General features: G+C 57.8%; 23 protein-coding genes and 1 riboswitch. Of the genes, 20 read left to right on the plus strand and 3 right to left on the minus strand.

The window, feature by feature from the left end; genetic code table 11:
* Nucleotides 1-50: 50 nt before the first annotated feature.
* Nucleotides 51-2,993 carry a choice-of-anchor I family protein gene (locus tag HNR64_RS09630; protein WP_204996276.1) on the plus strand — a complete coding sequence of 981 codons (2,943 nt, stop codon included), beginning with the start codon at nt 51-53 and terminating at the stop codon, nt 2,991-2,993.
* 71 nt (nt 2,994-3,064) lie between these two features.
* Here the strand turns inward: HNR64_RS09630 and HNR64_RS09635 are convergent, their stop codons facing one another.
* Both HNR64_RS09635 and HNR64_RS17480 read right to left on the minus strand, forming a co-directional pair.
* Entirely contained in the window at nt 3,065-3,604 is a 540-nt protein-coding gene (locus HNR64_RS09635; RefSeq protein WP_204996277.1) for a response regulator transcription factor, read from the minus strand.
* Between the two features lie 11 nt (nt 3,605-3,615).
* A complete protein-coding gene (locus tag HNR64_RS17480) occupies nt 3,616-4,875 on the minus strand; it encodes an ATP-binding protein (RefSeq protein WP_204996278.1) in 1,260 nt (419 codons plus the stop codon).
* A 142-nt stretch (nt 4,876-5,017) separates the two neighbouring features.
* Between HNR64_RS17480 and HNR64_RS09645 the strand changes: the two genes are divergently transcribed.
* The 4 genes from HNR64_RS09645 (at nt 5,018) to HNR64_RS09660 (ending at nt 10,579) form a co-directional block, all read left to right on the plus strand.
* On the plus strand, nt 5,018-6,061 hold the full coding sequence (locus tag HNR64_RS09645) for a transporter (protein ID WP_204996279.1): 1,044 nt from the start codon (nt 5,018-5,020) through the stop codon (nt 6,059-6,061).
* Nucleotides 6,062-6,147: 86 nt separating this feature from the next.
* Nucleotides 6,148-6,687, plus strand: coding sequence for a hypothetical protein (locus HNR64_RS09650; protein WP_204996280.1), 540 nt, complete (start codon nt 6,148-6,150; stop codon nt 6,685-6,687).
* Nucleotides 6,688-6,717: 30 nt separating this feature from the next.
* Nucleotides 6,718-6,873, plus strand: a riboswitch (cobalamin riboswitch).
* 110 nt (nt 6,874-6,983) lie between these two features.
* Entirely contained in the window at nt 6,984-9,089 is a 2,106-nt protein-coding gene (locus tag HNR64_RS09655) for a TonB-dependent receptor (protein WP_204996281.1), read from the plus strand.
* An 11-nt stretch (nt 9,090-9,100) separates the two neighbouring features.
* Nucleotides 9,101-10,579 (plus strand): PepSY domain-containing protein, encoded by a 1,479-nt coding sequence (locus HNR64_RS09660; protein WP_204996282.1) that lies wholly within the window; start codon nt 9,101-9,103, stop codon nt 10,577-10,579.
* On the opposite strand, the gene HNR64_RS09665 is transcribed toward HNR64_RS09660, so the two are convergent.
* Nucleotides 10,576-10,854 (minus strand): peptidylprolyl isomerase, encoded by a 279-nt coding sequence (locus tag HNR64_RS09665; RefSeq protein ID WP_027874009.1) that lies wholly within the window; start codon nt 10,852-10,854, stop codon nt 10,576-10,578. The two genes, HNR64_RS09660 and HNR64_RS09665, sit on opposite strands and share 4 nt — an antisense overlap.
* 81 nt (nt 10,855-10,935) lie before the next feature.
* On the opposite strand from HNR64_RS09665, the gene HNR64_RS09670 reads away from it, so the two are divergent.
* The 15 genes from HNR64_RS09670 (at nt 10,936) to HNR64_RS09740 (ending at nt 22,670) form a co-directional block, all read left to right on the plus strand.
* Nucleotides 10,936-11,688 carry a hypothetical protein gene (locus HNR64_RS09670; RefSeq protein WP_204996283.1) on the plus strand — a complete coding sequence of 251 codons (753 nt, stop codon included), beginning with the start codon at nt 10,936-10,938 and terminating at the stop codon, nt 11,686-11,688.
* 74 nt (nt 11,689-11,762) lie between these two features.
* Nucleotides 11,763-12,155, plus strand: coding sequence for an NAD(P)H-binding protein (locus HNR64_RS09675; protein ID WP_204996284.1), 393 nt, complete (start codon nt 11,763-11,765; stop codon nt 12,153-12,155).
* Nucleotides 12,156-12,375: 220 nt separating this feature from the next.
* Nucleotides 12,376-12,582, plus strand: a complete 207-nt coding sequence (locus HNR64_RS09680; RefSeq protein ID WP_168448358.1) for a cold-shock protein — start codon at nt 12,376-12,378, stop codon at nt 12,580-12,582.
* A 161-nt stretch (nt 12,583-12,743) separates the two neighbouring features.
* Nucleotides 12,744-14,129, plus strand: a complete 1,386-nt coding sequence (gene dbpA, locus HNR64_RS09685) for an ATP-dependent RNA helicase DbpA (protein WP_204996285.1) — start codon at nt 12,744-12,746, stop codon at nt 14,127-14,129.
* Complete coding sequence (locus HNR64_RS09690; RefSeq protein ID WP_204996286.1) at nt 14,129-14,428, plus strand: hypothetical protein; 300 nt, start codon at nt 14,129-14,131, stop codon at nt 14,426-14,428. Before dbpA ends, HNR64_RS09690 begins: the two co-directional genes overlap by 1 nt.
* 66 nt (nt 14,429-14,494) lie before the next feature.
* Nucleotides 14,495-15,184, plus strand: a complete 690-nt coding sequence (locus tag HNR64_RS09695; RefSeq protein ID WP_204996287.1) for a YoaK family protein — start codon at nt 14,495-14,497, stop codon at nt 15,182-15,184.
* On the plus strand, nt 15,177-15,554 hold the full coding sequence (locus HNR64_RS09700) for a nuclear transport factor 2 family protein (RefSeq protein WP_204996288.1): 378 nt from the start codon (nt 15,177-15,179) through the stop codon (nt 15,552-15,554). Before HNR64_RS09695 ends, HNR64_RS09700 begins: the two co-directional genes overlap by 8 nt.
* Nucleotides 15,554-16,636, plus strand: coding sequence for an endonuclease/exonuclease/phosphatase family protein (locus HNR64_RS09705; RefSeq protein WP_204996289.1), 1,083 nt, complete (start codon nt 15,554-15,556; stop codon nt 16,634-16,636). Before HNR64_RS09700 ends, HNR64_RS09705 begins: the two co-directional genes overlap by 1 nt.
* A gap of 134 nt (nt 16,637-16,770) precedes the next feature.
* Nucleotides 16,771-17,400, plus strand: coding sequence for a class I SAM-dependent DNA methyltransferase (locus tag HNR64_RS09710; RefSeq protein ID WP_204996290.1), 630 nt, complete (start codon nt 16,771-16,773; stop codon nt 17,398-17,400).
* 30 nt (nt 17,401-17,430) lie between these two features.
* Complete coding sequence (locus tag HNR64_RS09715) at nt 17,431-18,576, plus strand: hypothetical protein (protein ID WP_204996291.1); 1,146 nt, start codon at nt 17,431-17,433, stop codon at nt 18,574-18,576.
* Between the two features lie 33 nt (nt 18,577-18,609).
* A complete protein-coding gene (locus HNR64_RS09720; protein ID WP_204996292.1) occupies nt 18,610-19,005 on the plus strand; it encodes a hypothetical protein in 396 nt (131 codons plus the stop codon).
* Nucleotides 19,006-19,095: 90 nt separating this feature from the next.
* Complete coding sequence (locus HNR64_RS09725) at nt 19,096-19,833, plus strand: sulfite exporter TauE/SafE family protein (RefSeq protein WP_204996293.1); 738 nt, start codon at nt 19,096-19,098, stop codon at nt 19,831-19,833.
* A gap of 75 nt (nt 19,834-19,908) precedes the next feature.
* A complete protein-coding gene (locus HNR64_RS09730) occupies nt 19,909-21,087 on the plus strand; it encodes an acetyl-CoA C-acyltransferase (protein WP_204996294.1) in 1,179 nt (392 codons plus the stop codon).
* A 50-nt stretch (nt 21,088-21,137) separates the two neighbouring features.
* Nucleotides 21,138-21,569: a group II truncated hemoglobin gene (locus tag HNR64_RS09735; protein WP_204996295.1), complete on the plus strand. Its 432-nt coding sequence runs from the start codon at nt 21,138-21,140 to the stop codon at nt 21,567-21,569.
* Nucleotides 21,570-21,623: 54 nt separating this feature from the next.
* Nucleotides 21,624-22,670 carry a hypothetical protein gene (locus tag HNR64_RS09740; RefSeq protein WP_204996296.1) on the plus strand — a complete coding sequence of 349 codons (1,047 nt, stop codon included), beginning with the start codon at nt 21,624-21,626 and terminating at the stop codon, nt 22,668-22,670.
* Nucleotides 22,671-22,681: the final 11 nt, after the last annotated feature.

The raw sequence follows: 22,681 nt of genomic DNA on the forward strand, positions 1-22,681 counted from the left end.
GTAATGAATAAATGGCGCTGCGGCGCCTTCCTCTGATTTAAGGCGTATTGATGATGGGAACCACCAAGGCTTTTGCAAAAACTCTATCGGTGCTTGCCGCGGCCGCACTCGGCCTGGCTGCCTGTAGTGGCGACAGTAGCTCCAGCAGCCGCAGCTTGTCCTATGAACTCAATTCGCGACAGTTTTTTGTTGAGGAGTCACTCGGCAGCGTGCAATTCCAAGGTGGCGCCAGCTTGGATCTCAGCCTGTCGATCGGCAGTAGCGCATTTCGCTCGACCGATGAGGGGAATAATTTTTTCTACACCTTAAGCGATCGCGGTCCGACCTTTGACTGTTCGGAGAGCCAGGCAATTATCGGTGTAGCGAATTTGTGTGGCGGAAATGCGGGTACGGTTTTCGCTCTGCCACAGTTTGCGCCGCAAATTCAAAAGTGGAAACTCAGCGGTGTGGGCACCAAGCTCAGCATTGAAAAGCTTGAGACCATTCGTATTTCCACGCAAAACGGTTCGGATGTAAACGGCCTGCCCAATGAGGGCTCAGGCGAAGTGGGTTACGACCCCAATGGCAATGAGCTGGGCACCAGCGCCAATGGCTTCGACCCCGAGGCGCTGGTGCGCCTGAATAATGGCCGCTTCTGGGTGGCCGATGAATACGGCCCCAGCCTGGTGTTGTTGGAAAGTGACGGCCGCATTGTGCGCCGTGAAGTTCCTCAGGGGCGTGGCGTCGACTACGTTGCTGCCGGGTACACCGTGAGTGAAGGCTTCCTGCCCGGTATTCTTGCTCGTCGCCAAGTCGACCGCGGGATTTCAGCCTTGGCCGTGACGCCAGACAACGAATTCTTATACTTTGTGATGGAAGCGCCGCTGGCTAACCCCAGCGTGGCAGCGGTAGCCGATTCGCGCGTGGTGCGTATCGTTAAACTGGCGTTGAATGACGACGGCAGCATTGCCAGTGTTGATGGTGAATACCTGTATCGCCTGGATACGCCCTCACAGTTTGCGACCAAACACGATGGTAAAGGCGCGCTGGACAACGGTGAGTTTGTCAGCCAAAGCGAGGTGCGCGTAACCGAAGCGGCCGCCGTGGATGTGGACAGCCTGGTGGTGGTTGAGCAGGCTCGCGACGTGAGTAAGTACTACCGAATCAACCTCGCTAAGGCGACCAGTATTCTGGGCAGTCAGTGGGACCAGGAGAGTACCTCGCCCAGTCTGGAAGAGCAGTTCCTGGTTAGCGACGCGCCCTTTGTCGTGAAGCAATTGGGCTTTGACAGTTTGAGCATGCCGCTGCCGGCGGGTATTGATGCGCTCGGCGAAAATATTGAAGGCCTGGCACTGCTCAGCTCGGCGTTTGTTGCCGTGGTGTCGGATAACCGCTATGGCGTGTATGACCAAAGCAGTGCCGGCGCGCGCAGCCGTATCAGCATTCTGCCGCTGGGTAGCTTCATTATCAGCAGCACGCCGCCCTATCGCCCAAGCCTGGATTATGCCGAGTCGGCCAGCTATCAACGTGCCGATGCCCAACCCGATACTGGCGCGGCAGAGATTGTTGCCGTGGATACCACCAATGACCAGCTGTTTGTGGTCAATGCCCAGCTTGGCATTGTCGAAGTGTTAGATATTGAAACGCCACTGCAGCCTACGCTGTTAGGGCAGCTCGATATTGCGGCGGCGGCCACCGATAGCGGTGTGACCCTCGGTGCAATCAATAGCGTGGCTGTGGGCACACAACACGTTGCCGTTGCTATTGAAAACAGCGACCGTCAGCAAAACGGTATTGCCGCGCTATACAACCTTGAAGACCTTACCCTGGCGGCCACGTTCGAGGTGGGTGCCGGGCCGGATATGCTGACCTTTGACCTGCTGGCGCAGCGCTTGCTGGTTGCCAATGAAGGCGAGCCCAATGATGACTACAGCATCGACCCCGAAGGCAGCGTAACCCTCATCGACCTGACTGACGGTGTTGATGCCGCGGAAGTTACACAGATTGGTTTCAGCGAATTTAATGCGGGCGGTGCGCGCGCCAGCGAATTGCCCGCCGGTGTGCGGGTGTTCGGGCCGGGTGCCAGCGTCGCCCAGGATTTGGAGCCGGAGTACATAGGCGTAGCGCTGAACAACAGCAAAGCCTTCGTCAGCTTGCAGGAAAACAACGCCGTAGCGGTGATCGATTTCGACAGCAAATCCGTCAGCGAGATTTTCGCGCTGGGCACCAAAGACTTTGGTGTGAAGGGCAATGAGCTGGATGTTAACGACGACGGCAGCATTAATTTTGGGCTGTGGCCGGGCGTGGTGGGTATGTACCAGCCGGATGCGATCGCGGCCTATCAGTTTGCAGGTAAGAATTTCTTTGTTACCGCCAACGAAGGTGATGCCCGCGATTACAGCGGTTTTTCCGAGGAGCTGCGCGCCAGTGACCTCGATGGTGTGAGTGGCCCGGATATCGACCCGGCAAACCCCAGTGCCAATGCAGCCGCTGACGACAACCAACTTGGCCGCTTGAAGGTGAGCAGCGAGGCGGGTAACACCGATGCTGACAACGACATTGAAGAAATCAGTGCCTTCGGTGCTCGGTCCTTTGCGATCTGGGATGAAGAGGGCAACTTAGTCTTCGACTCCGGCGCGGATTTGCTGCGCGTGACCCACGCTTTGCTGGGCAATAATGCCAACGACCGCGACACCCGCAGCGACGACAAAGGCGCCGAGCCTGAAGGCTTGACGCTGATCGCCAGCCTGGGGCGTGTCTATGCCTTTATTGGTTTGGAGCGCACCGGCGGCATTGCGGTGTACGACGTGACCTCGCCCTACGGCGTGCAGTTTGTGCAGTATGTGAACAATCGCAATTTTGCGGCTGACCTGCAAAACGAAACGGGCGATGTGGGTCCAGAAGGGCTGACCGGCTTCCTGAAAGAGGGCGTGGGTTACATTGTTGTCGGCAACGAGGTGAGCGGCAATGTACGCATCTTCGAACTCGATGCCGGAAACAGCGTTAGCGATTAATTCTGGGCCCTGCGGGGCCTTGCATCTCTGCCCCGGGTGTTGCCCGGGGTTGCTGACTTATATAGCCGCTTTTAAGACTTAACCGGCCGCTTCTGTAGTTTTCGCTGCAAGGTGCGCCGGTGCATTCCCAGCTGCCGCGCCGTGGCAGAAATATTGCCATCGTTATCCTTCAGAGCCTGTTGAATATGCTCCCAGGTCATGCGCTCCAGCGACGGTGCGTTACTGGGGGGAAGGGCTTGCCCCGGCTCAGGCTTTGAGCTCTCCTCCAGCGCGGCGAGAATCGCGGCGGTGCCAGCGGGCTTCTGCAAATAATTATCTGCACCCAGTTTTATGGCATCCACTGCGGTCGCGATGCTGGAATAGCCGGTCAGCATCAGCATGCGTATGTCGGGGAAGCGGTTGCGCAAATAGGGAATAATGTTCAGGCCCGACTCCTGGTCAATTTTCAGGTCCACCACCGCATAGTTCGGAACGTACTGCTGACAGCATTCGCGGGCCTCATCGAGATTATTCGCCAGCTTTACCTCATAGCCCTTGCGCGTTAGCGAACGTTGCAAGGCGGTGCAAAAGGCGTCGTCATCATCAATGACTAAAAAGCGTTTAGCGGTCATGGCGTATCCCCTCAATAGCTTCGCTGAGTAATCGCGGCCAGCGGCAGGCTTAGCTCCAGGCGACTGCCGCCTTCCGGGCGGCGCTGCCACTGTAGCTGGCCGCCGTAGCGTTCGGCCGTGGCGTGGCTGAGCAATAGGCCCAGCCCGAGGCCCTTTCCTTTGGTGCTGACATAGGCGCGGTGAATACGCCCCTCCGCGCCGGGCAGGCCCGGGCCGCGGTCACAAATCGTTATGTATAAATGAATGTCGTCGCGATGAACCGCCAGCGCAACATCGTCGGGGCTGGCGTCGGCGGCATTGTTTAGCAGGTTGAGAATGCTCTGCGAGACGGTGCCGTCTAAGTTGATGGACAGGCTCTTGCAGTCGTCGGCAATGGACACGGCGACAGCGCAAGCGGGGCGCATAAGCTGCCAGCGGTCGATAACACCGTCGATATAGCTAACCAGTGCTGTGGCTTCTGCTTGCTGGGTACTCAGGTCGCGAGCGGTGCTCACCAATTTATCGAGAATCTGTTTGCAGTGGTCGACTTGCTCGCTAAGTGCCTCCACATCGTCGGCATAGTTGTCGTCTATTTCGTCCAGCAAGTCTTCGCTAATTACCTTAATTGTGGCTAGCGGCGTGCCGAGTTCGTGCGCCGTACCGGCCGCGAGTGTGGCGACGGCGAGCAGTTGTTCGTCTTGTAGCTGGCGTTCACGCACCTGGGCGAGCTCGTTTTCTTTTTGGCGCAGGCTGGACGCCATGGCGGATACGAAGTAGCTGATAAGCAGGGCGCTGACCACGAAGTTCATCCACATGCCGACCATATGCATATTGATGGCCGGGGCGTTGTGCATATGCTGGGCGTGGGGCGAAAGGGGCGCCAGCGGGATGAAGTAAAACAGCAGTAGCCCATATGCCAGCAGCGATACGATGACCAGGCCCCAGGTGTAGCGCAGCGGCAGTGTTGTGGCTGATATGCACAGGGGCACTAACAGGTAAGAGATAAAGGGGTTGCTACTGCCACCGGAGAGGTACAGAACGGCGGTAAAGCCGGCGACATCAATGCACAGCTGAACGAAAAATTCTAAGTCGGTAACGGGCCAGCGCTGATAGCTGCGCCACCAGCAAAAGGCGGCAAAAATAGCGATGACGCCAAGCAGCAGCTCGAGTGTTACGTAGGGCAGGAGCCAGCCAAGCTGGTATTTGGCGAACTGTAAGGCACCGAATTGCCCGGCGATAACAACGCTACGAATCGCGCAGAGTCGGCGCATATTGGCGATGTCTGAATTCACAGGCCGCTCCAGATAAAGAGGCGAGTATAGCGCTTGTCGCCATGTAGGCGAATGGCTGCGACATTTTGTCGCAGAGAGGGTGGCGGCGATTTTGCTACCATGTAGCCAACTTTAGGCTTAGTCATAACAACAGGCAATTTCTATGTCCCGCTCTACTCTTTGCACGGCGCTGCTGTCGGCTGCGGTTTTAAGCTCAACCCCTGTATTTGCGCACGACGACATTGTGCAGGTGGCGTCGATGGGCGCGGCCGCCCACGGCCCCATTGGGGTAATGGGTGACCACACTCACAAAGCGGGTGAGTGGATGTTCTCCTACCGCTATATGGCAATGGAGATGGAAGGCAATCTCGACGGTGGTGACTCGCTCTCTGCCCGAGAGATTACCGGCACGATGATGAACCCTGGCCCCTATATGGTTGCGCCGCTAAGCATGGATATGGAAATGCATATGTTTGGTGCCATGTATGCACCCAGCGATGACGTTACGCTGATGTTTATGCTGCCCTACCTGAGTAACGAAATGGATCACCAAACGCGCATGGGTGGCCGCTTTACGACAGAGAGCAGTGGTTGGGGCGACGTGAAGGCCTCGGCGTTGGTTACACTTTATGCCTCTGCCGATAATGCCCATCGAGTGCACGCCAACCTTGGGCTTAGCTTGCCAACTGGTAGCATTGATGAGCGCGATGACACGCCAGCAATGAAAAATGCCAAGTTGCCCTACCGCATGCAACTGGGTAGTGGCAGCGTCGACCTGCTGCCGGGTGTGACCTACAGCGGTCAGGACGCGTCACTAAGCTGGGGCGCCCAGCTGGCGTTGACCATTCGCAGTGATTACAACGACAACGACTACCGTCTTGGCAATCGCGCCCAAGTAAGTGCGTGGTTGGCGCACAGCTTCTCTCCGGCGTTGAGCGCTTCGCTGCGCGTAACTCACAGCGCCTGGGGAAATATCGACGGAGCGCGAGACGATCTGAATCCGATGATGGTGCCAACGGCGGACCCCGATGCGCAGGGTGGCGAGCGCAGCGAGCTCTCATTGGGCCTCAATTACCTGTTCCTGAAAGGGGGCGCGAAGGGGCACCGGCTGGCGCTGGAATATGGCGAGCCGGTTTACCAGCACTTGGACGGCCCGCAAATGGAACTGGACTCGACGCTAACCGCAGGCTGGCAATACGCATTTTAATGCGCCTGTCATAGAGCTGCGTCAAACTCCGACATCAATGGCATGCTATTCTGGCATGCCATTTTTGGTTGTAAGGGAGTGCAGTAATGTCCAGAAAGCTAGTTATCAATATCCACCTGTATTTAGCCGCGTTCTTTGCGCCGATGGTGGTGATCATGGCGCTCTCAGGTGGGCTCTACCTGTTGGGTGTAAAGGGCAGTGTCGAAAAAGAGACCGTAGCCGTTGTGCCGGTAAAGATCGATACCCAAAGCCCCGACCTGGAGCAGCAGGTGCGCGACTTACTCCAAGAGCAGGGCCTTAACAGCAACTTCCAATATTTGAAGCACCGCGGCGAAAACCTGGATACTCGTCCGACCAACCGTCAGTTCTACCAGTTGTTGCAACGCGATGATGGCCTGCATATTGTCGCTGCCAAGCCCGATTTGATTGCCGCTTTAATCGAGCTGCACAAGGGGCATGGTCCAACGCTGTATAAGCAGTTTGAAATTGCGTTCTCAATGGCACTGGTCGTGATTATGCTCAGTGGTTTGTATTTGGGTTTGGCCTCAAAAGGGCTGAAAACACGAACCATGCAGCTGAGCTTGTCCGGCACAGCGCTATTTCTGATTCTTGCCTTGCTAGCCTGATAAACTTGTGCCGCGGGTGAGCTGTGGTATGCTCCCCCGCGTTCTGAAGGTGCCTGTCGACACGAGCAATCGGTCTGGCAGGTTAAACGGGAAGTTTGGTAAACCGCCAAGGTGAATCCAACGCTGCCCCCGCAACGGTGATCATTTCGATGAGAGCCCGATACCGGCCTTTAGACGTTAACAGCAATGAAGCGGAGGGCTTCATGCGTTGGACTTCCTCTGGCCCTGGCGGCTCGCTGTCGAATTCCCTCGTCCCCTCCCTCATGCGTTTTTTAACTTACGTTTGAGGTTTCACAATGAACAATACGCGATGTTTGCTGCTGTGCAGCGGGCTGGTGTGGTGCGCGCCAAATTTTGCGGAGCATCTTCAACTTGAAGAAATGGCGGTGACCGCCGAAGCCGACACGTCGGCGGGCTTATCGTTGTATGAGCAACACCGGGCCGGGTCTCGGCTGGGCTTAACCGTGATGGAAATTCCCGCCAGCGTGGCGGTCATCACCGGAGAAGACATTGCTGAAAAGGGCGACTTCTCGGGCTTGTCTGCGCTAACGCGGGCGGCGGGCTTCGCCGCCAATGCCTCGCCGGGAAATGGCGGCAGTGCCACGTCCGTTCGCGGGTTTGCCGGGCACAGTTCGGTGGTTAGCACCTATGATGGCAAGCGCTTGTATGTAGGCAGTGGCACGGTCAGCTTCCCTGCCGACACCTGGACAATGGCGCGCATTGAGGTGCTGCGTGGCCCTGGTTCGGTGATCAATGGTGTGGGCGCCATTGGCGCCACGGTGAATTACGTGCCGAAAAAGCCGTCCTTCGAGAAGGCGCCGAATGAGCTTGATATCAGTGCAGGCAGTTTTGGTTTGCGACGTTTTGCGCTGGGCCTGGGGGATGCGGTATCCGACCAGCTCGCCTACCGCATTGATGCGGTGGATCACCGCAGCGATGGTTACGTGGACCGCGCCGATGAGCATCGGCAGGCGCTGGCGGTTGGTGTCTTGTTTCAGCAGACGGCGCAGTTGTCGTGGCAGCTTGCCGTCGATATTGCCGACACTGATGCCGCGCCCTACTGGGGAACGCCACTGGTCGATGGTCGGGTGCATCCGTCGACACGCCGCAATAATTACAATGTTAGCGATGCCATCGTGTCTTACCAGGATTTGTGGCCGCGGCTCTCTGCCACTTGGCAGATCAGCGAGGCGGCGGTACTGCGCAGTGAACTTTACTACATGCGTGCCGATCGCCACTGGCGCAATGTTGAGAGTTACGCCTACAACTCGGCCTCTGGCGAGGTGGATCGGAGTTTCTATCTGGAAATACTGCACGACCAGGAGCAGTTGGGCTATCGCGCGGATGTCACCTTAGTGCAACCCCTACTGGGGCGTGACAACCGATTCAACATCGGTCTGGAAGTGAACGATATTGACTTCAGCCACCGCAATAACTCCCCTTACCAAGGCAGCAGTAGCGTCGACTTGGAGCAGCCTGCGCCGGGCCGTTGGCGCGACGGTGTGCAGAGTGCCACCAGCGATGACTTCAGCAGTGATACACAGCAAGTCGCCTTGTTTCTCGACGATCATCTGCAAATCACGCCACAGTGGAGTGCCGTGTTGGGCTTGCGCTACGACCGACTTGAGATCGAGCGCAACGACGTTGCGCGCAGCAACGGCCAGAGCGCGTCGCGCAGTACCTCGTCGCCCAGTGGTGGCAGTTGGCGTGTTGGTGTGGTTTACCAGCCGTCAGAGGAATCCTCTGTCTATGCGCAATACAGCCGTGCACTCGATCCCATTGGATCGGTACTGACATCGGTGAACGATGACGTGGCGCTGGCCAAGGGTGAGCAAGTAGAGCTCGGCGTAAAACAGCAGTACTGGCAGGGGCGTTTGCAAACCAGTTTAGCGGTATACGATATCGTCAAACGCGACCTGTTGAGCGCTGACCCCGGCGGTGTGCAGCGGCAAATTGGTGAGCAATCTTCCCGAGGTATCGAGTGGGAGGTGTATACACAGGTAAGCGAGTCGGTCAGCCTTGATTTTAATCTGGCATTGGCGCGGGCGCGTTACGAGGAGTTCGTGAAAGGCAGCGATGATCTTTCCGGAAACACCCCGCGCAATGTCGCCGAGAAAACCGCCAACCTGTGGTTGCGTTGGCAGTGGCATCCTCACTGGCAGCTGGGTGCGGGCCTGCGCTATGTGGGTGAGCGCTATGCCAATGACAGTAACACCTCGGTATTGCCGTCCTACCGCGTTGTCGACGCGGCCCTTCACTGGCAGGTTAGTGATGCCCTGCAAATAAGTTTGCGCGGTAAAAACCTGTCGGACACCCGCGACTATGTGTTGGCACCCTATGGTGATCAGTGGATCCTGGCAGATGGACGGGCTGCTGACCTCAGTGTGAATTATCGCTTCTGAGGCGCGCCGCGATGAAACTAAAACGGTATTTATATCTGGGGCATCGCTGGCTGGGTGTGGCCATGTGCGTGCTGTTTGCCATGTGGTTTATCAGCGGCATTGTGCTGATGTATGTGCCCTATCCTGGCTTGAGCGAGGAGGAACGACTGGCGGGCTTGCCGCCGCTGCGGGCCTCTGCCGTTGCCGTTTCCCCGCGGCAGTTGTTGAGCGAGGTGGGCGTTACTCAGCTAAGTCTGCGCGCCATTGGCGATCGCGCTGCCTATGTTGTTGGTTTCAGCGATGGCCGAACAGAGCGGTATTACGCAGATACGGCCGAGCCCGTCGCCGCCATTTCTGCGGAGGAGGCCGTCGGGCTTGCGCAGGCCTTTGCCCGGCGCAGTGGTCGCCTGGCTGCCAGTGTCGCCGGGGTGGTATCGGTGGCGAGTATCGACTACGACCAGTGGAGCTTATCGTCGAGCTTGCGTGAGCATCGCCCGCTCTTTCGGGTGGACCTTGGCACCGAGGATGGGCTTCAGCTTTATGTGTCGTCGCAAACGGGCCAGGTGCTGCGTGATACCACGCGCTTCGAGCGCAGTTGGAATTGGCTGGGGGCCAACCTGCATTGGCTCTATCCGGCGGCGCTGCGTCGCCACTCAGAACTGTGGGCGCAGTTGGTAATTGCTTTATCGCTATTGGGGTTGCTGTCTATTGCCAGTGGGGCCGTTGTAGGTATTTGGCGTTTGCGTCTGCGCAAACCCTACAAGGGGCGTCGTTATAGCCCCTATCGTGGGGTGATGAAATGGCACCACGTAATGGGGCTGATCTGCGTATTATTCTTCGCCACCTATATGTTCAGCGGTTTGATGTCGATGAGCCCGTGGGGAATTTTTTCGTCAGGCGAGCCCTACTCTCGGCAGGCGCAGCGCTATTACGGCGGCGGCGAAATCGCGGACGAGGTGGCGTCACTGCCCGCGCTTCAACAGGTTCTCCGTAGCGGGGAATACCGAGAATTGCATTGGCGACGATTGGGCGGCGAATATTACCTGCTTGGCTCGCGCTCCCCTCGCCACACAGACCTATTGCGGCCGCTGTCCTGGCAGCGTGAGCCGGTGATGGCGGCGAAGATCGCCGAGGCCGCAGCGCAGCTGCTGCCCGACCACGGCTACCGGGTTGAGGTGCTGGCCGGGCACGATGTGTACTACTACAGCCATCACCAGCGTTATCGTCCGCTGCCGGTGATGCGGCTGCGTTTTGACGACCCACAGGCAACGTGGTTCCACATTGACCCGCTCACGGGTGAGCTGCGTGGCAGGCTTAACCAGCGCGAGCGATTGCGGCGCTGGCTATACAACGGCTTGCATAGCTGGGACTTTTTGCCGCTGCTTAACCGTCGCCCTCTCTGGGATGTATTGGTGATTACGATGATGGTTCTGGGGGCTGGCTTTTCGATAACCGCGATAATCATCGCGGCGAAACGCCTTCAGGCGCGGCCCAGCAGGCGCCGCGCTTAACCGCGAAAATACACCTGCACCAAGTGATAGCCGAACTTACTCTTGATCGGGCCGTGGGTCTGGCGCAGGGCGTTATTGAAAATGACCTTGTCGATGCTGGGTACCATTTGTCGGCGGCGAACCTCGCCGAGGTCGCCGCCTTTCTTCGCTGAGGGGCATTTGGAATACTTGCGTGCCAGCACATCAAAGGCCTGCCCTTTCGAAAGGCGGCGTTTGATATCCAAGGCTTCGGCCTCCGTCGCGACAAGAATGTGGCGCGCCATTGCTGTGTTCATTGCGGGCATTCCAGGGCTGGTAATTAGGGGAGGCTGATTATAATGTGGTGGGCCTACGGTCGCGAATAGTTCCGAGTGTGTATGTCCCGCCCCGCCTTTAGCTTTGATGACATCGCTGCAGAATGCACGGTTACTACGGGATGCTATCGCCTGGATGGCCGTTTGTTAGGGCTTCGCATAGCGGTGCCTGAAGCGCTGCACGGCTGCCACCCTTTTAATGCCTCGGCCTACGACTTCTTGCAGCAGCTGCGCAAGGAAATTTTTGAATGGGGCATTATCGAATTCCCCGGTTTGCCGCTGAACCCCACCAATTACACCCTGGCGCAACGCGCGCCTCAGCAGCATGCATACAGCAGCAATCCCTATCTCACTGACTTTTGTCAGAGCCCTCACCAGGACACACCGCCGTATCCGACGGCCTTTTGGCTGGCTGCACCGCGCCGTTATTTCGCTACCTGGGTGATGGGCCATACGATGGCTGAGCGCTTTTACCAGTTGCAGGGCCAGCAGCCACAGCTTTCTGTTGATGCCTTACACGAGCAGTGGGTGGCTCGCAGTCTTGATGAGGGCAGTGGTCTGCTGCTGAATCGTCAGCCGGGTTTATTGATACTCGATAATAGTCACCATAATCGCTTGTACCATGCGCGAACCAGCCTGCTGTCGGCGCAGCAGGCCGCCGATGTTTGCAGCGATACCCCGATGTACGCGTTTAACGAGGTGGGGCTGCTGCATTATATTGACCAAATGGACAGCCGGCGCGGCGACGAACATCGCGATGCGCAAGCGCGACAACGGGTTGCAGAATTTATGGCCCGCGAGGGCTTGCAGGGCTGAGCTCAGGCTGACAGGCGAGGGATAAGAAATGCGAATTTGTGTGGTGGGCGCTTCGGGCAAGTTGGGGGCAATACATGGTTCGGCAGTTGTTGGAGGCGGGTGACGAGGTCGCCGCTGTCTGTCGCCCCGAGAGCGTGAAAAAGCTGGACGAATTTGCCGGCGGCATTGAGATCTTTCCCGGTAAAACCAATGATCGGGCAGTGCTGCGTCGCGCCCTTCAAGGCTGCGATGGTGCCGTAGTTGTGCTGGTGCCCTGGGGTGTCCAGCAGTATGCCTATGGTACGGCGCAGGCGGTGCTGGATTATGCTGAGCCCGCCGGCGACCCGATTTTGGCCAGCAATAAAACGCGGCGGGTGGATTTTGCTGGCTTTATGGTCGCGGCGCTTCGCGACGACAGTTTGCTGCACAAGGCGCCGGCAATCGTCAGTTGCCGCGCGCAATCTGTTATTGCTCAGCGTGGTGAATAGTCGGGTTTGGCTGCGGTTTTTACGGCCTAAAAAAAGCTATACCTCTATTCACTTTACCTATATAGTGGGCACCAGCTAGAAAGTAGCTCCTAATATTTATGCACGCCATTTCGATGTTCTACCTTTAGTTCTCGTCCTGATCTCATAAGTAATAGAAACACTTCCAGCACAACCGCCTCGTGTGAGGCAAAACTTATTTTTGAAAACTCAGGATAGAAATATGTCTACAGTTACTGGCACAGTAAAATGGTTCAACGAAACTAAAGGCTTCGGCTTCATCGAGCAAGAAAATGGCCCAGACGTGTTCGCACACTTCAGCGCTATCTCTGGCAGCGGCTTCAAAACTCTGGTTGAAGGCCAGCGTGTAGAATTCTCTGTAAGCCAAGGCCAAAAAGGCCCACAGGCTGACAACATCGTTGTACTGTAATGATGTGATCCGCTAGTCGGATCAGCATTACTCGGCTACGGCCGAATAACGAGAAGGGGCAGAACCGCGAGGTTCTGCCCTTTTGCTTTTGGGCTTTTAAAACACGGCTGAACTGGCATCATAGCCCTATACCCGCCAGCTCAATATACATAGGTACCACCTTGAATCACTACGATTTCGCCAGCCTGTCGCTCAAAAGTGGGCTGCGCAATAACCTTTCCTCTTTGGGCTATCAGCAAATGACTGCGGTACAGGCTGGCGCCCTGCCGCGCATTCTCGACGGCGTGGACCTGATCGCACAGGCCAAAACCGGCTCAGGCAAAACGGTGGCCTTTGGTTTGGGGGTGTTGCAGAAGCTGGAGGTCAAACGCTTTGCGGTGCAGTCATTGGTGCTGTGTCCAACCCGTGAGTTGGCCGATCAGGTGGCGAGAGAGCTGCGCAAGTTGGCGAGGGGCGTGCACAATGTGAAGGTGCTGACCCTGTGTGGTGGCATGCCCTTTGGGCCGCAGGTCGGCTCGCTGGAGCACGGCGCGCATATTATTGTGGGGACGCCGGGAAGGGTAGAGGAGCACCTGCGCAAGGGCAATCTGAAGCTCGACGCGCTCTCCATGCTGGTTCTGGACGAGGCCGATCGCATGCTGGAAATGGGCTTTCAGGCGACGCTGGACGCCATCGTGGAAAAAATGCCTAAGCAGCGTCAGACCCTGTTGTTCAGTGCAACATACCCGGATGAGATCCGCGCAATTTCCAAGCGGGTGATGAACCAGCCTGAATTGCTGCAAATTAAAGAGCAGCACAGCGCAACGACAATCGCGCAGAGTTTTTATTACGTCAATGACAATGCCGAGCGAGTAGAGGCAGTGCTTCGCTTACTGCTTGAACACCGCCCCGACTCCGCCGTGGTGTTTTGCAACACGCGGCGCGATACCGAAGAGGTGGCGGCGCGACTGCGCGAGGCCAATCTGAAGGTCATTGCACTGCACGGCGAGTTGGACCAACGCGCCCGTGACCAGGCCTTGGTGTGTTTCGCCAACAAAAGCGTGTCGGTGTTGGTGGCCACCGACGTGGCCGCGCGAGGCCTGGATATTGAAGAGCTGGATATGGTGATCAATTACCACATCGCCCGCGATCCCGAGGTTCACACTCACAGGATTGGTCGAACAGGTCGGGCCGGTGCAAAGGGGCGCGCCTGTAGCTTGTTTGGCGATCGCGAGCGCCAGAAAATTGAGCGGCTCGAAGCGCAGAGTCAGGCGGCGATCCGCCCCGAGCCCTTGCCCAGTGCCGCCGTATTGAGCGCCCCGGGCTACAAACCGGCGATGGTTTGCCTACAATTGGACTCCGGCAAAAAGCAGAAAATTCGCCCGGGTGACATCCTTGGAGCACTCACTCGTGAAGACGGTGTTGCCGGCAAAGAAGTGGGTAAAATTCATATCTTTGATAACTGTGCCTACGTTGCCGTGCGCAGACATGTCGCCGACCAAGCATTGCGCACGCTGACGGCCGGTAAGCTGAAAGGCCGCAGTGTACGGGTGCGCAAGATTCGCTGATGGCCGCTGGGTGGCACTGCTTGAATTTAGGCGATGCGCTGCTGGCGGAGCCGCAGCACGCCGCTCTGGTAGCTGACTTTCAGCGCCGCTACTCGGCGTCTGCCACGCCGCGGGTTTTGATAACCAGGCACGAGTCAGAGGGGCGCTTGCACTGTGAGGTACTGGTGTATTTTTCGCCCGGTTGCGAGGCACTGGCTGCGGTTTGGCAAGCGAGGCCTTGCCGAGCGCCCGGTGGCAGTGGGCTGAGTTATAGCACGGGTGCCGGTAGCGAATGGCAACGTGCGTTTCCACTGGCGTAGCGTCAATTTCGCAAACCGTCCTGCAACGGTTCCACGGGTTTGTCCGACAGACAAAGGGAGCTAGCGTTGATTCATTCACTGCCGCGTTGGTTGGAGCTGGGCGCCTTTACCTTGGCGCTGCTGGCCGGCATCGTTAATGCGGTGGGCCTGCTAGGTTTTGCCCACCAGTCGGTTTCTCACCTGTCCGGCACCGCTACGCTGCTGGGCGCTGGCCTACTGAGCGATACCGGGGCCTGGCATTTATTGGCAATTCTGCTGAGCTTTCTATTGGGCGCCGCAATTTCCGGGTATTTGAACCGCAGCGAAACCCTGAGCCTGGGACGCCATTACGACACGTTGCTCGTGATAGAGGGGGCACTGTTGTTGATAGCGATCGCGTTTCTTCAGCGTGAGCAGGGCGCCGGGCACTACTTTGCGTCGGCGGCCTGTGGCCTACAAAATGCCATGGCGACCCGGTACAGCGGGGCTGTGGTTCGCACCACCCATGTGACCGGCTTGTTCACTGACCTCGGGATAATGATCGGCGCCGCGCTGCGGGGCGAGCACTTTGACCGCCGCAAAGCCAGCCTGTTTATGCTGATCATTTTGGGTTTTACCGGCGGCGGCAGTGCCGGGGCCTGGCTCTATGCCGGGCTTGGCTTCTTCGCTTTGACAATACCCGCTGTGCTATGTTTTTTGCTGGCGCTGGCCTACCGTATAACGCGGTTGCGTGCGGCGAGTACCCCTATAGGCACCGAGGCGACGCGGGATGAGTAAAGCGATTATTGAAGACTATTTTCGCACCTATAATTCAGAATCCCCCGATGCACTGAGGGATTTTTATCACCCTGATATTGTGTTGCATACCGCCGACGGGGCACTGCGTGGGCCGGACGCGATTCTAGCGGTGTACAAACACATTATTGCCCAGTTCTACGACCACATGACGCCTGAACATATTGCCTGCCACGGCGACGAATACGGCGTTGATATTCGCGACCGCTTCACTGCCAAGGTGGCGGTGGCAGACTTTATGGGTCACTCATTTGCCGAGGGTGAGAGCCTGGAATTGTTGTTGCACGCGCGCTATCGCCTGCGAGAGGGCCGCATTGTCAGTGCCGATATTCGCATGGCCGAGGAATCGTAATGGGCGCAGTAATTGTGGTATTGAGCTTGGTTTGCGTGGTGGCCTCGCTATTGCCGGCCCTGCCCAAGCAGCAGTGGTGGGTACGCGCGTTTGATTTCCCGCGCATGCAAATTGCTCTGCTGGCCAGCGCCTTGGTGGCAGCGCAATATCTGCTGTTAGATAGCAATCAGGAGTGGGTGCAGGCGATGGTGGGGGTGACCGCAGCCTGCGCCGTCTATCAGTGGTGGTGGATCATTCCCTACACGCCGTTTTATCCCAAGGAGGTGCCAGATGCGCCGGCTCAAACACGGCTACCCACACTGCGTCTGTTAACGGCGAATGTGCTTACCCCCAATCGCAACGCTGAGGCATTTTTGTCGCTGGTGCGAGAGACGCGCCCCGATGTGCTCGTGACCCTGGAAAGTGATGCGTGGTGGCAAAACGCGCTGGCGGAGCTGGATGCCGACTATCCCCACAGCGTTAAATGTCCTCAGGATAATTTATACGGTATGCACTTGTATTCGCGCTGGCCGCTGCTCGATAGCCACGTTGAATTTTTGGTCGAAGAGGATGTGCCGTCGATACATGTGTTGCTGCAAATGCCGGACGGACCGCGGCTGCGCTTACACTGCCTGCACCCTGCACCACCGAGCCCGACAGAAAATGACGAATCGGCGGAGCGCGATGCGGAGCTGATGGTGGTTGCCAAGAAGCTGGATGCCTGCCGTGAGCCAGTGGTGGTGTGCGGCGACCTGAATGATGTGGCCTGGTCGCGAACAACGCGCTTGTTCCGCAAGAAAAGCGGCCTGCTGGACCCCCGGGTTGGGCGCGGGATGTTCAATACCTTCCACGCAAAATATCCGGGCATGCGCTGGCCCTTGGATCACGTGTTTCACAGCAGCCACTTTGCTGTTGCCGAGATTGACCGACTGCCGGCCTTTGGCTCCGACCACTTCGCCTTGTACACCGAGCTGGTATTGGTGGCTGAGCAGCATCGCGCAGATGCCGGTTTGGACGCCGACGCGGATACCGACAGCGAGGTCGATGCCTTGATTGCCCAGCAAGATGTGGGTGTTGACGATGTACCCACACCGAGAGCGTAGGGCGCGTTAGCGGACTGAATGGGATTTTTGCAAAGTGGCGCAGATATTAAAGCGGAACTTTATTTTATGCTGGGCCTCTACGTTAAGGTGAGCTTCACTGCCTGTTGATACCGGCCCACAGCAAGGACGAATCCATGACGCCGCAGGAACTTGGCGCAACCTACGACTACATTGCCCCGCTTTATCAGCGCGATATGCTGCATTCCGACTACGGACTGAGTGCCCTGCGGCGCGCGATACGTTATTGCCCGATTGTGGGCGACGCACTGGATGTCGGTTGCGGCGTGGGAGGGCGGATGATTGACGCCCTTCAGCAAGCGGGCTTTACGCCTGAGGGCATCGATGTTTCGGCGGGGATGTTGAGTCTGGCGCAACAGGCGCATCCGGGGCTGGGGTTCTGTCGCGCCGACATTTGCCAATGGCAGAGCCAGCGGCGCTTCGCACTGATTCTGGCCTGGGACAGCCTTTTTCACCTCCCGCTCAACGAGCACGAGCCAGTGCTGAGAAAGCTGTGTCGACTACTCGATGACAACGGCGTGCTGATATACAGCTTCGGCGACGCCGAGGGTAGCCACATCGACCAGTGGCATGGTCGCGATTTTCACTACAGCTCTATCGGTATTTCGGAAAATCTCCGCGTGCTAATGAGCGAGGGGCTGACCATCCTCCACTGCGAGCGCGATCAGCACCCGCAATCCCATGTCTATGTGATCGCTCACAAGCGCCAAAAAGACGAGGGCGCCAGCGCGCAGCGTCTGCTTTAATCACGCTTTTATCGACAAGAGACTGTGCGAATGAAAGCCCTTCTTCTCTGCCTTGGCGTGCTGGTGGCTGCTGAGTTTGCGGTGGCAGAGCCTGCGCCGCAGACCCATATTGGCCGCTACAATATCCTCGACGCCGATATTCACTACCGCAATCCGAATACCGGGGTGGCACTAGGCCAGAGCGAGACGCGGGAGCTGGTCATCCGCCTGTATAACACCCGGGCGGTGAATCACGCTGATATCGTTGAGCAGCTCGCCCTGCAGAGTGATGTGAATCGTGGCGAGGGCTTTGCCAGCGCCAATCCCTATTATCCTCGCGCGGAGGAGGCCTCGATAGCGTTGCCCAAACCGCGCAGTGTCGTTCGCGACGGCAAAACGGTTCACAACCCGGAGGGTTACACCGACAGTGCGGAAGGCTACGAGCTGGAAAATGGCCGTCCCAATTACTTTCAGCAACAGCGCGTCAGCCAGTGGTTCAGCGACGTGAGTCACGGCAAGGCTGTGGCGCAGGAGGTGTGTGCGGTAAAGTTTACCGATGCAGCCCAGCAGCGCTATGAGCTGAAAACCTTCGCCAATGGCGAGGCAGCTAAACAAGCGGGCTGGACCATTACGCATCAGTACCACTGCGGCACGTGCTCGACGCTACAAGATCTAGCGGCATATATGGGCATTCCCGATCAAACGACACCCGTGCGCGCCTGTACCAAGAAGGGGCGAGGGCAGGTCGGTAAGCTGGACGACGTTAAGCAGTGCATTATCGAGGAAGTGGGCTTCACAGAAATGTGCGCGGAGAGCTGGGCGTACAACGGCATACATACAGGCGCCGAATGTGCTCTGGACTGTATGCGCAGTTACGGGCGCGATGCCTGGTTGTCGCCGCTGTTGCGCGGCGTTTTCAATACCATGGTGAAAGGCGAATTTAGTGCCTGCCCCGCGGATGTGGAAAGCGACGACCCCGCCTTGCGGGCCATCCTTCAGGCCAATGGCTGCCCGCTGGAGAATGAAAAAACCGGTAAGCTCAATGCCTGCTTGTGGTGTGACGAAAAAACCTCCGGCCCCGGTTTTAAGTACACCGCTGCGCGCACGCGGCGTGGCTCGGGCTTGCCCTCGGCCATTCCCCGTCCCAATGATCGCTTATTTTACGAGGCTGATCACAGCGCGTATTTCAATGACTGAGCAGCCTGCGATTAGTGCTTGTGGAGAGAAAACATGATGCCCATTATGCTGGGGATCGCGCTTGCGGTGGTGATTGCGGCATCTGCACGCTGGATGCAGTTTGACCGGGATAGAAGCTTTTACCCCACCGTGTTAATTGTGATCGCCAGTTACTACCTTTTGTTTGCCTGTATGGCTGGGCAAGCTGTTTTTGAGGAGGCGCTTGTCGCGCTGGCGTTTACCGCAGCGGCCTTGCTTGCCGCGTTTTACTGGCCGCTGGGGGTGGGCGTTGGCATTGCGTTGCACGCCGTATTCGATATCCTCCACGACGGCCTTATCGACAACCCCGGTGTACCGATCTGGTGGCCAGCCTTTTGCGCAGCGGTGGATCTTACCCTGGGTGCTTGGCTGGTGGTCTATTCGCTTAGGGCGCCGCAGAGTCGTCAATAACCGCCGGGGTATTACAGCCGCGATTACCGGGCGCCGATCGCTGGCTGATTTGCATCTTCAGATTTCACCGAGCGGTACGGGAGGTTTTGCGTGGAGCTACTGCTAATTGTCACCGCTGGATTTGTTGGTGGGGCGATGAATGCACTGGCGGGCGGCGGCAGTTTTGTCACCTTACCGGCACTGGTGTTTGCCGGATTGCCGCCGGTAATGGCGAATGCCACGGGTACAGCGGCGTTGCTGCCCGGCTATATCATGAGCGCCTGGCGCTTTCGTCGCGATATTCATGCGCCTGCAGGCCTGTCTTGGTCACGTCTGTTGGGGATTAGCCTACTGGGTGGCAGCCTTGGCGCGGCGCTGTTAACGGTCGGCGACCCGCAGTGGTTTGCGCGCCTGGCGCCCTGGTTGATACTGCTGGCAACCATGCTGTTCGCGCTGGCCCCGTCATTACTGGCTTCCGTCCGCGAGGTTAGGCGGCCTCTGGCCCTTAGCAGTGTGTTTGTGGTGTGTCTCTATGGCGGCTACTTCAATGGTGGTTTGGGCATTATTTTGTTGGCGGCCCTGGGCTTACTCGGGCAGCGCAATCTGCACAGCATGAACGGGGTGAAAAATGTGTTATCCGCGGTGCTGACTGCTATTGCGGTGTTGGTGTATGCCGCGGGTGACATGGTGGTGTGGGCGTCGTTCCTGCCGATGGCGGTGGCTGCTATTGTTGGCGGGTATGCGGGTGCTGCGTTGGCCTATCGTATTCCAGCGTCGTGGTTACGCGGCGGTATTGTGGTGGTGGGGTTGGTGATGGCTGCGGTCTTCTTTCTTCGTTTGCCTGTGTAAGATTTATTACTTGCATTGTGATACCTTTTTCCTGCCCGCCCGTGAGCCGTGAACCGAGAGGAATAAGGAGCAGAAATGGACGCGTACCTATACGACTGTTTGCGCAGCCCGCGAGCCAAGGCCAAAGCCGAACAGGGGAGTTTGGCGACGATGCCGCCGCACGAGATGGTTAGGCAGTTGTTGTCGGCCATGGAAGGGCGTCACCCGGGCGTGCGAGAGTCGGCTCAGCTGCTGCTGGGCTGTGTCGGTCAAGTGTCCAGTCAGGGGGGCAATATTGCCCTGGTCAGCAAAATGGCCGCAGGGCTTAGCGACAGTGCAGCCGCTTACACGCTGAATAACTACTGCGTATCGGGTCTCACGGCCATTAGCCAGGCGGTGTTGGCAGTGCAGGCTGGCATGAGTCATATGAGCCTGGCGGGCGGCGTCGAGAATTTAAGCCAGGTACCTTTTATGGCCGACCGCGCCAGCTATTACAGTGACGCTAGTCTGCCGCGCAAGGGGCGATTCATTCCTGTTCCGGTGGCCGCCGACCTGTTGGCCAGTCAGTTTGATGTGACGGTTGAACAACTCAATGCACAGGCATTGCGCTCCCACCAGCGAGCGGCGGCTGCGCAGCAACAGCCGGCGTTCAATGCGTCGCTGGTGGCGATGACGTCGGCCGACGGCAGTGTGCTGGCAGATCGCGACGAAGCGATTCAGGCGCAGCTTTCTGCTGAAAGCCTGGCGGCAATGCCGCCGGCCTTTGCCGACTTTGCCAAGCCCTATGCTGAGACGCTGCATGGCCGCGCATTGGACGCGCGACACAGTTTTGCGCATATGCCGCCCATGGTGGATGGTGCTGCGGTGGCGTTGATCGGCCCTGCGAATTTGCCGCTGGAAAGCGCGCCGCGGGCCCGCTTCATTGCACTGTCAGAGCACTGCGGCAGTCCTGAGGAGTCCCTGACGGGCGGCTTTGCGGCGATGGAGCAGGTGCTGAGTCGCGCGGGTTTATCGCTGGACGATATCGATGTTATCGAGATGATGGAGGCCTTTGCCGTTGTGCCGGCGCTGTTTGAACAGCGCTATCGCGTTGACCCCAGTAAAGTAAATATTGCTGGCGGCCACCTGGCAAAAGGGCACCCAATGGGCGCCACCGGTGCGGTACTATTGTCGTGTTTGGTGGATGCGTTGGAACAGCGCGATGGCCGCCTGGGAATGGTCGTTGCAACCGGAGCCTCGGGTATTGGCGCCGCTGTCATCATAGAGCGACTGTGACGATAACGGTGACTGAGCGCGCGTGGCGGCGATGATATTGAGGAGCGAGTGTGAGTCTTAAATTGGCATTTGGCGAGGGCGATGCGTCCTACAAAGCGGCGGGGGAGCTGGCGGGCATTACTGCGCTGGTCGATGATTTTTACGCCGTTATGGACACCGAACCCCATGCGGCGGTAATCCGCGCCATGCACCCTGACGACCTGTCCTCTTCGCGCCAGCGCTTGAGTTATTTTCTGTCGGGCTGGTTGGGCGGGCCGCGCCTGTATCGTGAGCACTTCGGTGCGATCAGTATTCCCGATATCCACAAGCATTTGCGAATCGGGTCAGAAGAGCGAGACCAATGGCTGTGGTGCATGCAGCGCGCACTGGATCGGCAGGACTACCCGCCGGAGTTCAAAGAATATTTGCTCGCCCAGCTCAGTATTCCTGCTGAGCGGGTTCGCCAGCGCAGCCAACTAGAGCACGCCGCCAAATCGGGTTGAATCCTGGCGGCCTTGGTCGGTCACAGTATTGATCTCGCCAAAAAGGATGCCGCGATGAGTGAGCCAGAAGAATCCGCGAAGAGCCGTCACAGCCGCCAACAGAGTAGCCGCCTGGAAGAGCAGTTGCTGCTGTTGTGGGATCTGCTGGTGATATTGTTAGTGTCGGCCAACCTGCTGCTTATTGTCTTTGATAGCCTGTTTATTTTCGCACCGTTTAACCAGTTTTTAGCTGAGGTGTTGCCTGCTTTTCATCAGCGCTATACCGATCAGGTGCATGCAAATTTCCAAACTATCGACTTACTTTTTGTGGCGGTGTTTGTCTTCGACGTCGTTTTGGGCTGGGGCTTGGCAGCGTGGGAGCGCCGCTATGAGCGCTGGTGGTTTTATCCCTTCGTTCACTGGTACGACGTGCTGGGTTGCATACCCCTGGCGGGCTTCCGCTGGCTGAGAATATTGCGGGTGTTTTCGATATTGTTCCGCCTGCAGCGTCTGGGCCTGATCCATGTTCAGCAGTGGCCCGCCTACGGCATTGTGATGCGTTACTACCGCATTTTGATTGAAGAACTCTCGGACCGCATTGTCGACAATGTGCTCTCCGGCGTCCAGTCTGAACTGCGCAGTGGCGCGTCGGAGCTACCTGACCAAATTTTGCAGAAGGTCATTGCGCCGCGTCGGGAGCCGTTGTCATCGGCGCTGGCCGAGCGCATCGGTACAACGGCAAATACCGTCTACGGGCAGCGCCGCCAGGATATTCATCGTTACGTTACCGAACTTGTGCAGCGCACTCTTGCGCACAATGCGGCGGCGCAGCGCCTGGATCGGTTGCCGGGCGTCGGCGATGCCATTATCGAGGCACTGGAGAGTATTCTGGTCAGCGCCAGTTGCGACACCATTGATGAGTTATTTGGCTACGGCGACAACAACGCGGCACTGGGTGGAGAACTACTGGAGAGCTTGGTGCGCAGTGTTATCGATGACCTCGTCGATGAGCGCCGCGCCAGACCGCGAGATTTCGGCCCCGCGCTTGATGAGGTGGTCAGTCTGTTGCGCGCCCAGGTGCGACGCAAGCGCTGGTTGGAGGAAGACGGTCGCAATCAATAATAGAGTTGATA

It is taken from the genome of Spongiibacter marinus, assembly GCF_016906995.1.
Classification (GTDB): domain Bacteria; phylum Pseudomonadota; class Gammaproteobacteria; order Pseudomonadales; family Spongiibacteraceae; genus Spongiibacter; species Spongiibacter marinus.

Excerpts from the sequence above, each read along its gene's own strand:
- HNR64_RS09680 (WP_168448358.1), top strand. The coding sequence starts at position 12,376 with ATGTCTACAGTTACTGGCACAGTAAAATGGTTCAACGAAACTAAAGGC.
- HNR64_RS09650 (WP_204996280.1), top strand. The coding sequence starts at position 6,148 with ATGTCCAGAAAGCTAGTTATCAATATCCACCTGTATTTAGCCGCGTTC.
- HNR64_RS09740 (WP_204996296.1), top strand. The coding sequence starts at position 21,624 with ATGAGTGAGCCAGAAGAATCCGCGAAGAGCCGTCACAGCCGCCAACAG.
- HNR64_RS09670 (WP_204996283.1), top strand. The coding sequence starts at position 10,936 with ATGTCCCGCCCCGCCTTTAGCTTTGATGACATCGCTGCAGAATGCACG.
- HNR64_RS09655 (WP_204996281.1), top strand. The coding sequence starts at position 6,984 with ATGAACAATACGCGATGTTTGCTGCTGTGCAGCGGGCTGGTGTGGTGC.
- HNR64_RS09665 (WP_027874009.1), bottom strand. The coding sequence starts at position 10,854 with ATGAACACAGCAATGGCGCGCCACATTCTTGTCGCGACGGAGGCCGAA.
- HNR64_RS09675 (WP_204996284.1), top strand. The coding sequence starts at position 11,763 with ATGGTTCGGCAGTTGTTGGAGGCGGGTGACGAGGTCGCCGCTGTCTGT.
- HNR64_RS09720 (WP_204996292.1), top strand. The coding sequence starts at position 18,610 with ATGATGCCCATTATGCTGGGGATCGCGCTTGCGGTGGTGATTGCGGCA.
- HNR64_RS09705 (WP_204996289.1), top strand. The coding sequence starts at position 15,554 with ATGGGCGCAGTAATTGTGGTATTGAGCTTGGTTTGCGTGGTGGCCTCG.
- HNR64_RS09635 (WP_204996277.1), bottom strand. The coding sequence starts at position 3,604 with ATGACCGCTAAACGCTTTTTAGTCATTGATGATGACGACGCCTTTTGC.
- HNR64_RS09700 (WP_204996288.1), top strand. The coding sequence starts at position 15,177 with ATGAGTAAAGCGATTATTGAAGACTATTTTCGCACCTATAATTCAGAA.
- HNR64_RS09730 (WP_204996294.1), top strand. The coding sequence starts at position 19,909 with ATGGACGCGTACCTATACGACTGTTTGCGCAGCCCGCGAGCCAAGGCC.
- HNR64_RS09645 (WP_204996279.1), top strand. The coding sequence starts at position 5,018 with ATGTCCCGCTCTACTCTTTGCACGGCGCTGCTGTCGGCTGCGGTTTTA.
- HNR64_RS09715 (WP_204996291.1), top strand. The coding sequence starts at position 17,431 with ATGAAAGCCCTTCTTCTCTGCCTTGGCGTGCTGGTGGCTGCTGAGTTT.
- HNR64_RS09690 (WP_204996286.1), top strand. The coding sequence starts at position 14,129 with ATGGCCGCTGGGTGGCACTGCTTGAATTTAGGCGATGCGCTGCTGGCG.
- HNR64_RS09660 (WP_204996282.1), top strand. The coding sequence starts at position 9,101 with ATGAAACTAAAACGGTATTTATATCTGGGGCATCGCTGGCTGGGTGTG.
- HNR64_RS09710 (WP_204996290.1), top strand. The coding sequence starts at position 16,771 with ATGACGCCGCAGGAACTTGGCGCAACCTACGACTACATTGCCCCGCTT.
- HNR64_RS09630 (WP_204996276.1), top strand. The coding sequence starts at position 51 with ATGATGGGAACCACCAAGGCTTTTGCAAAAACTCTATCGGTGCTTGCC.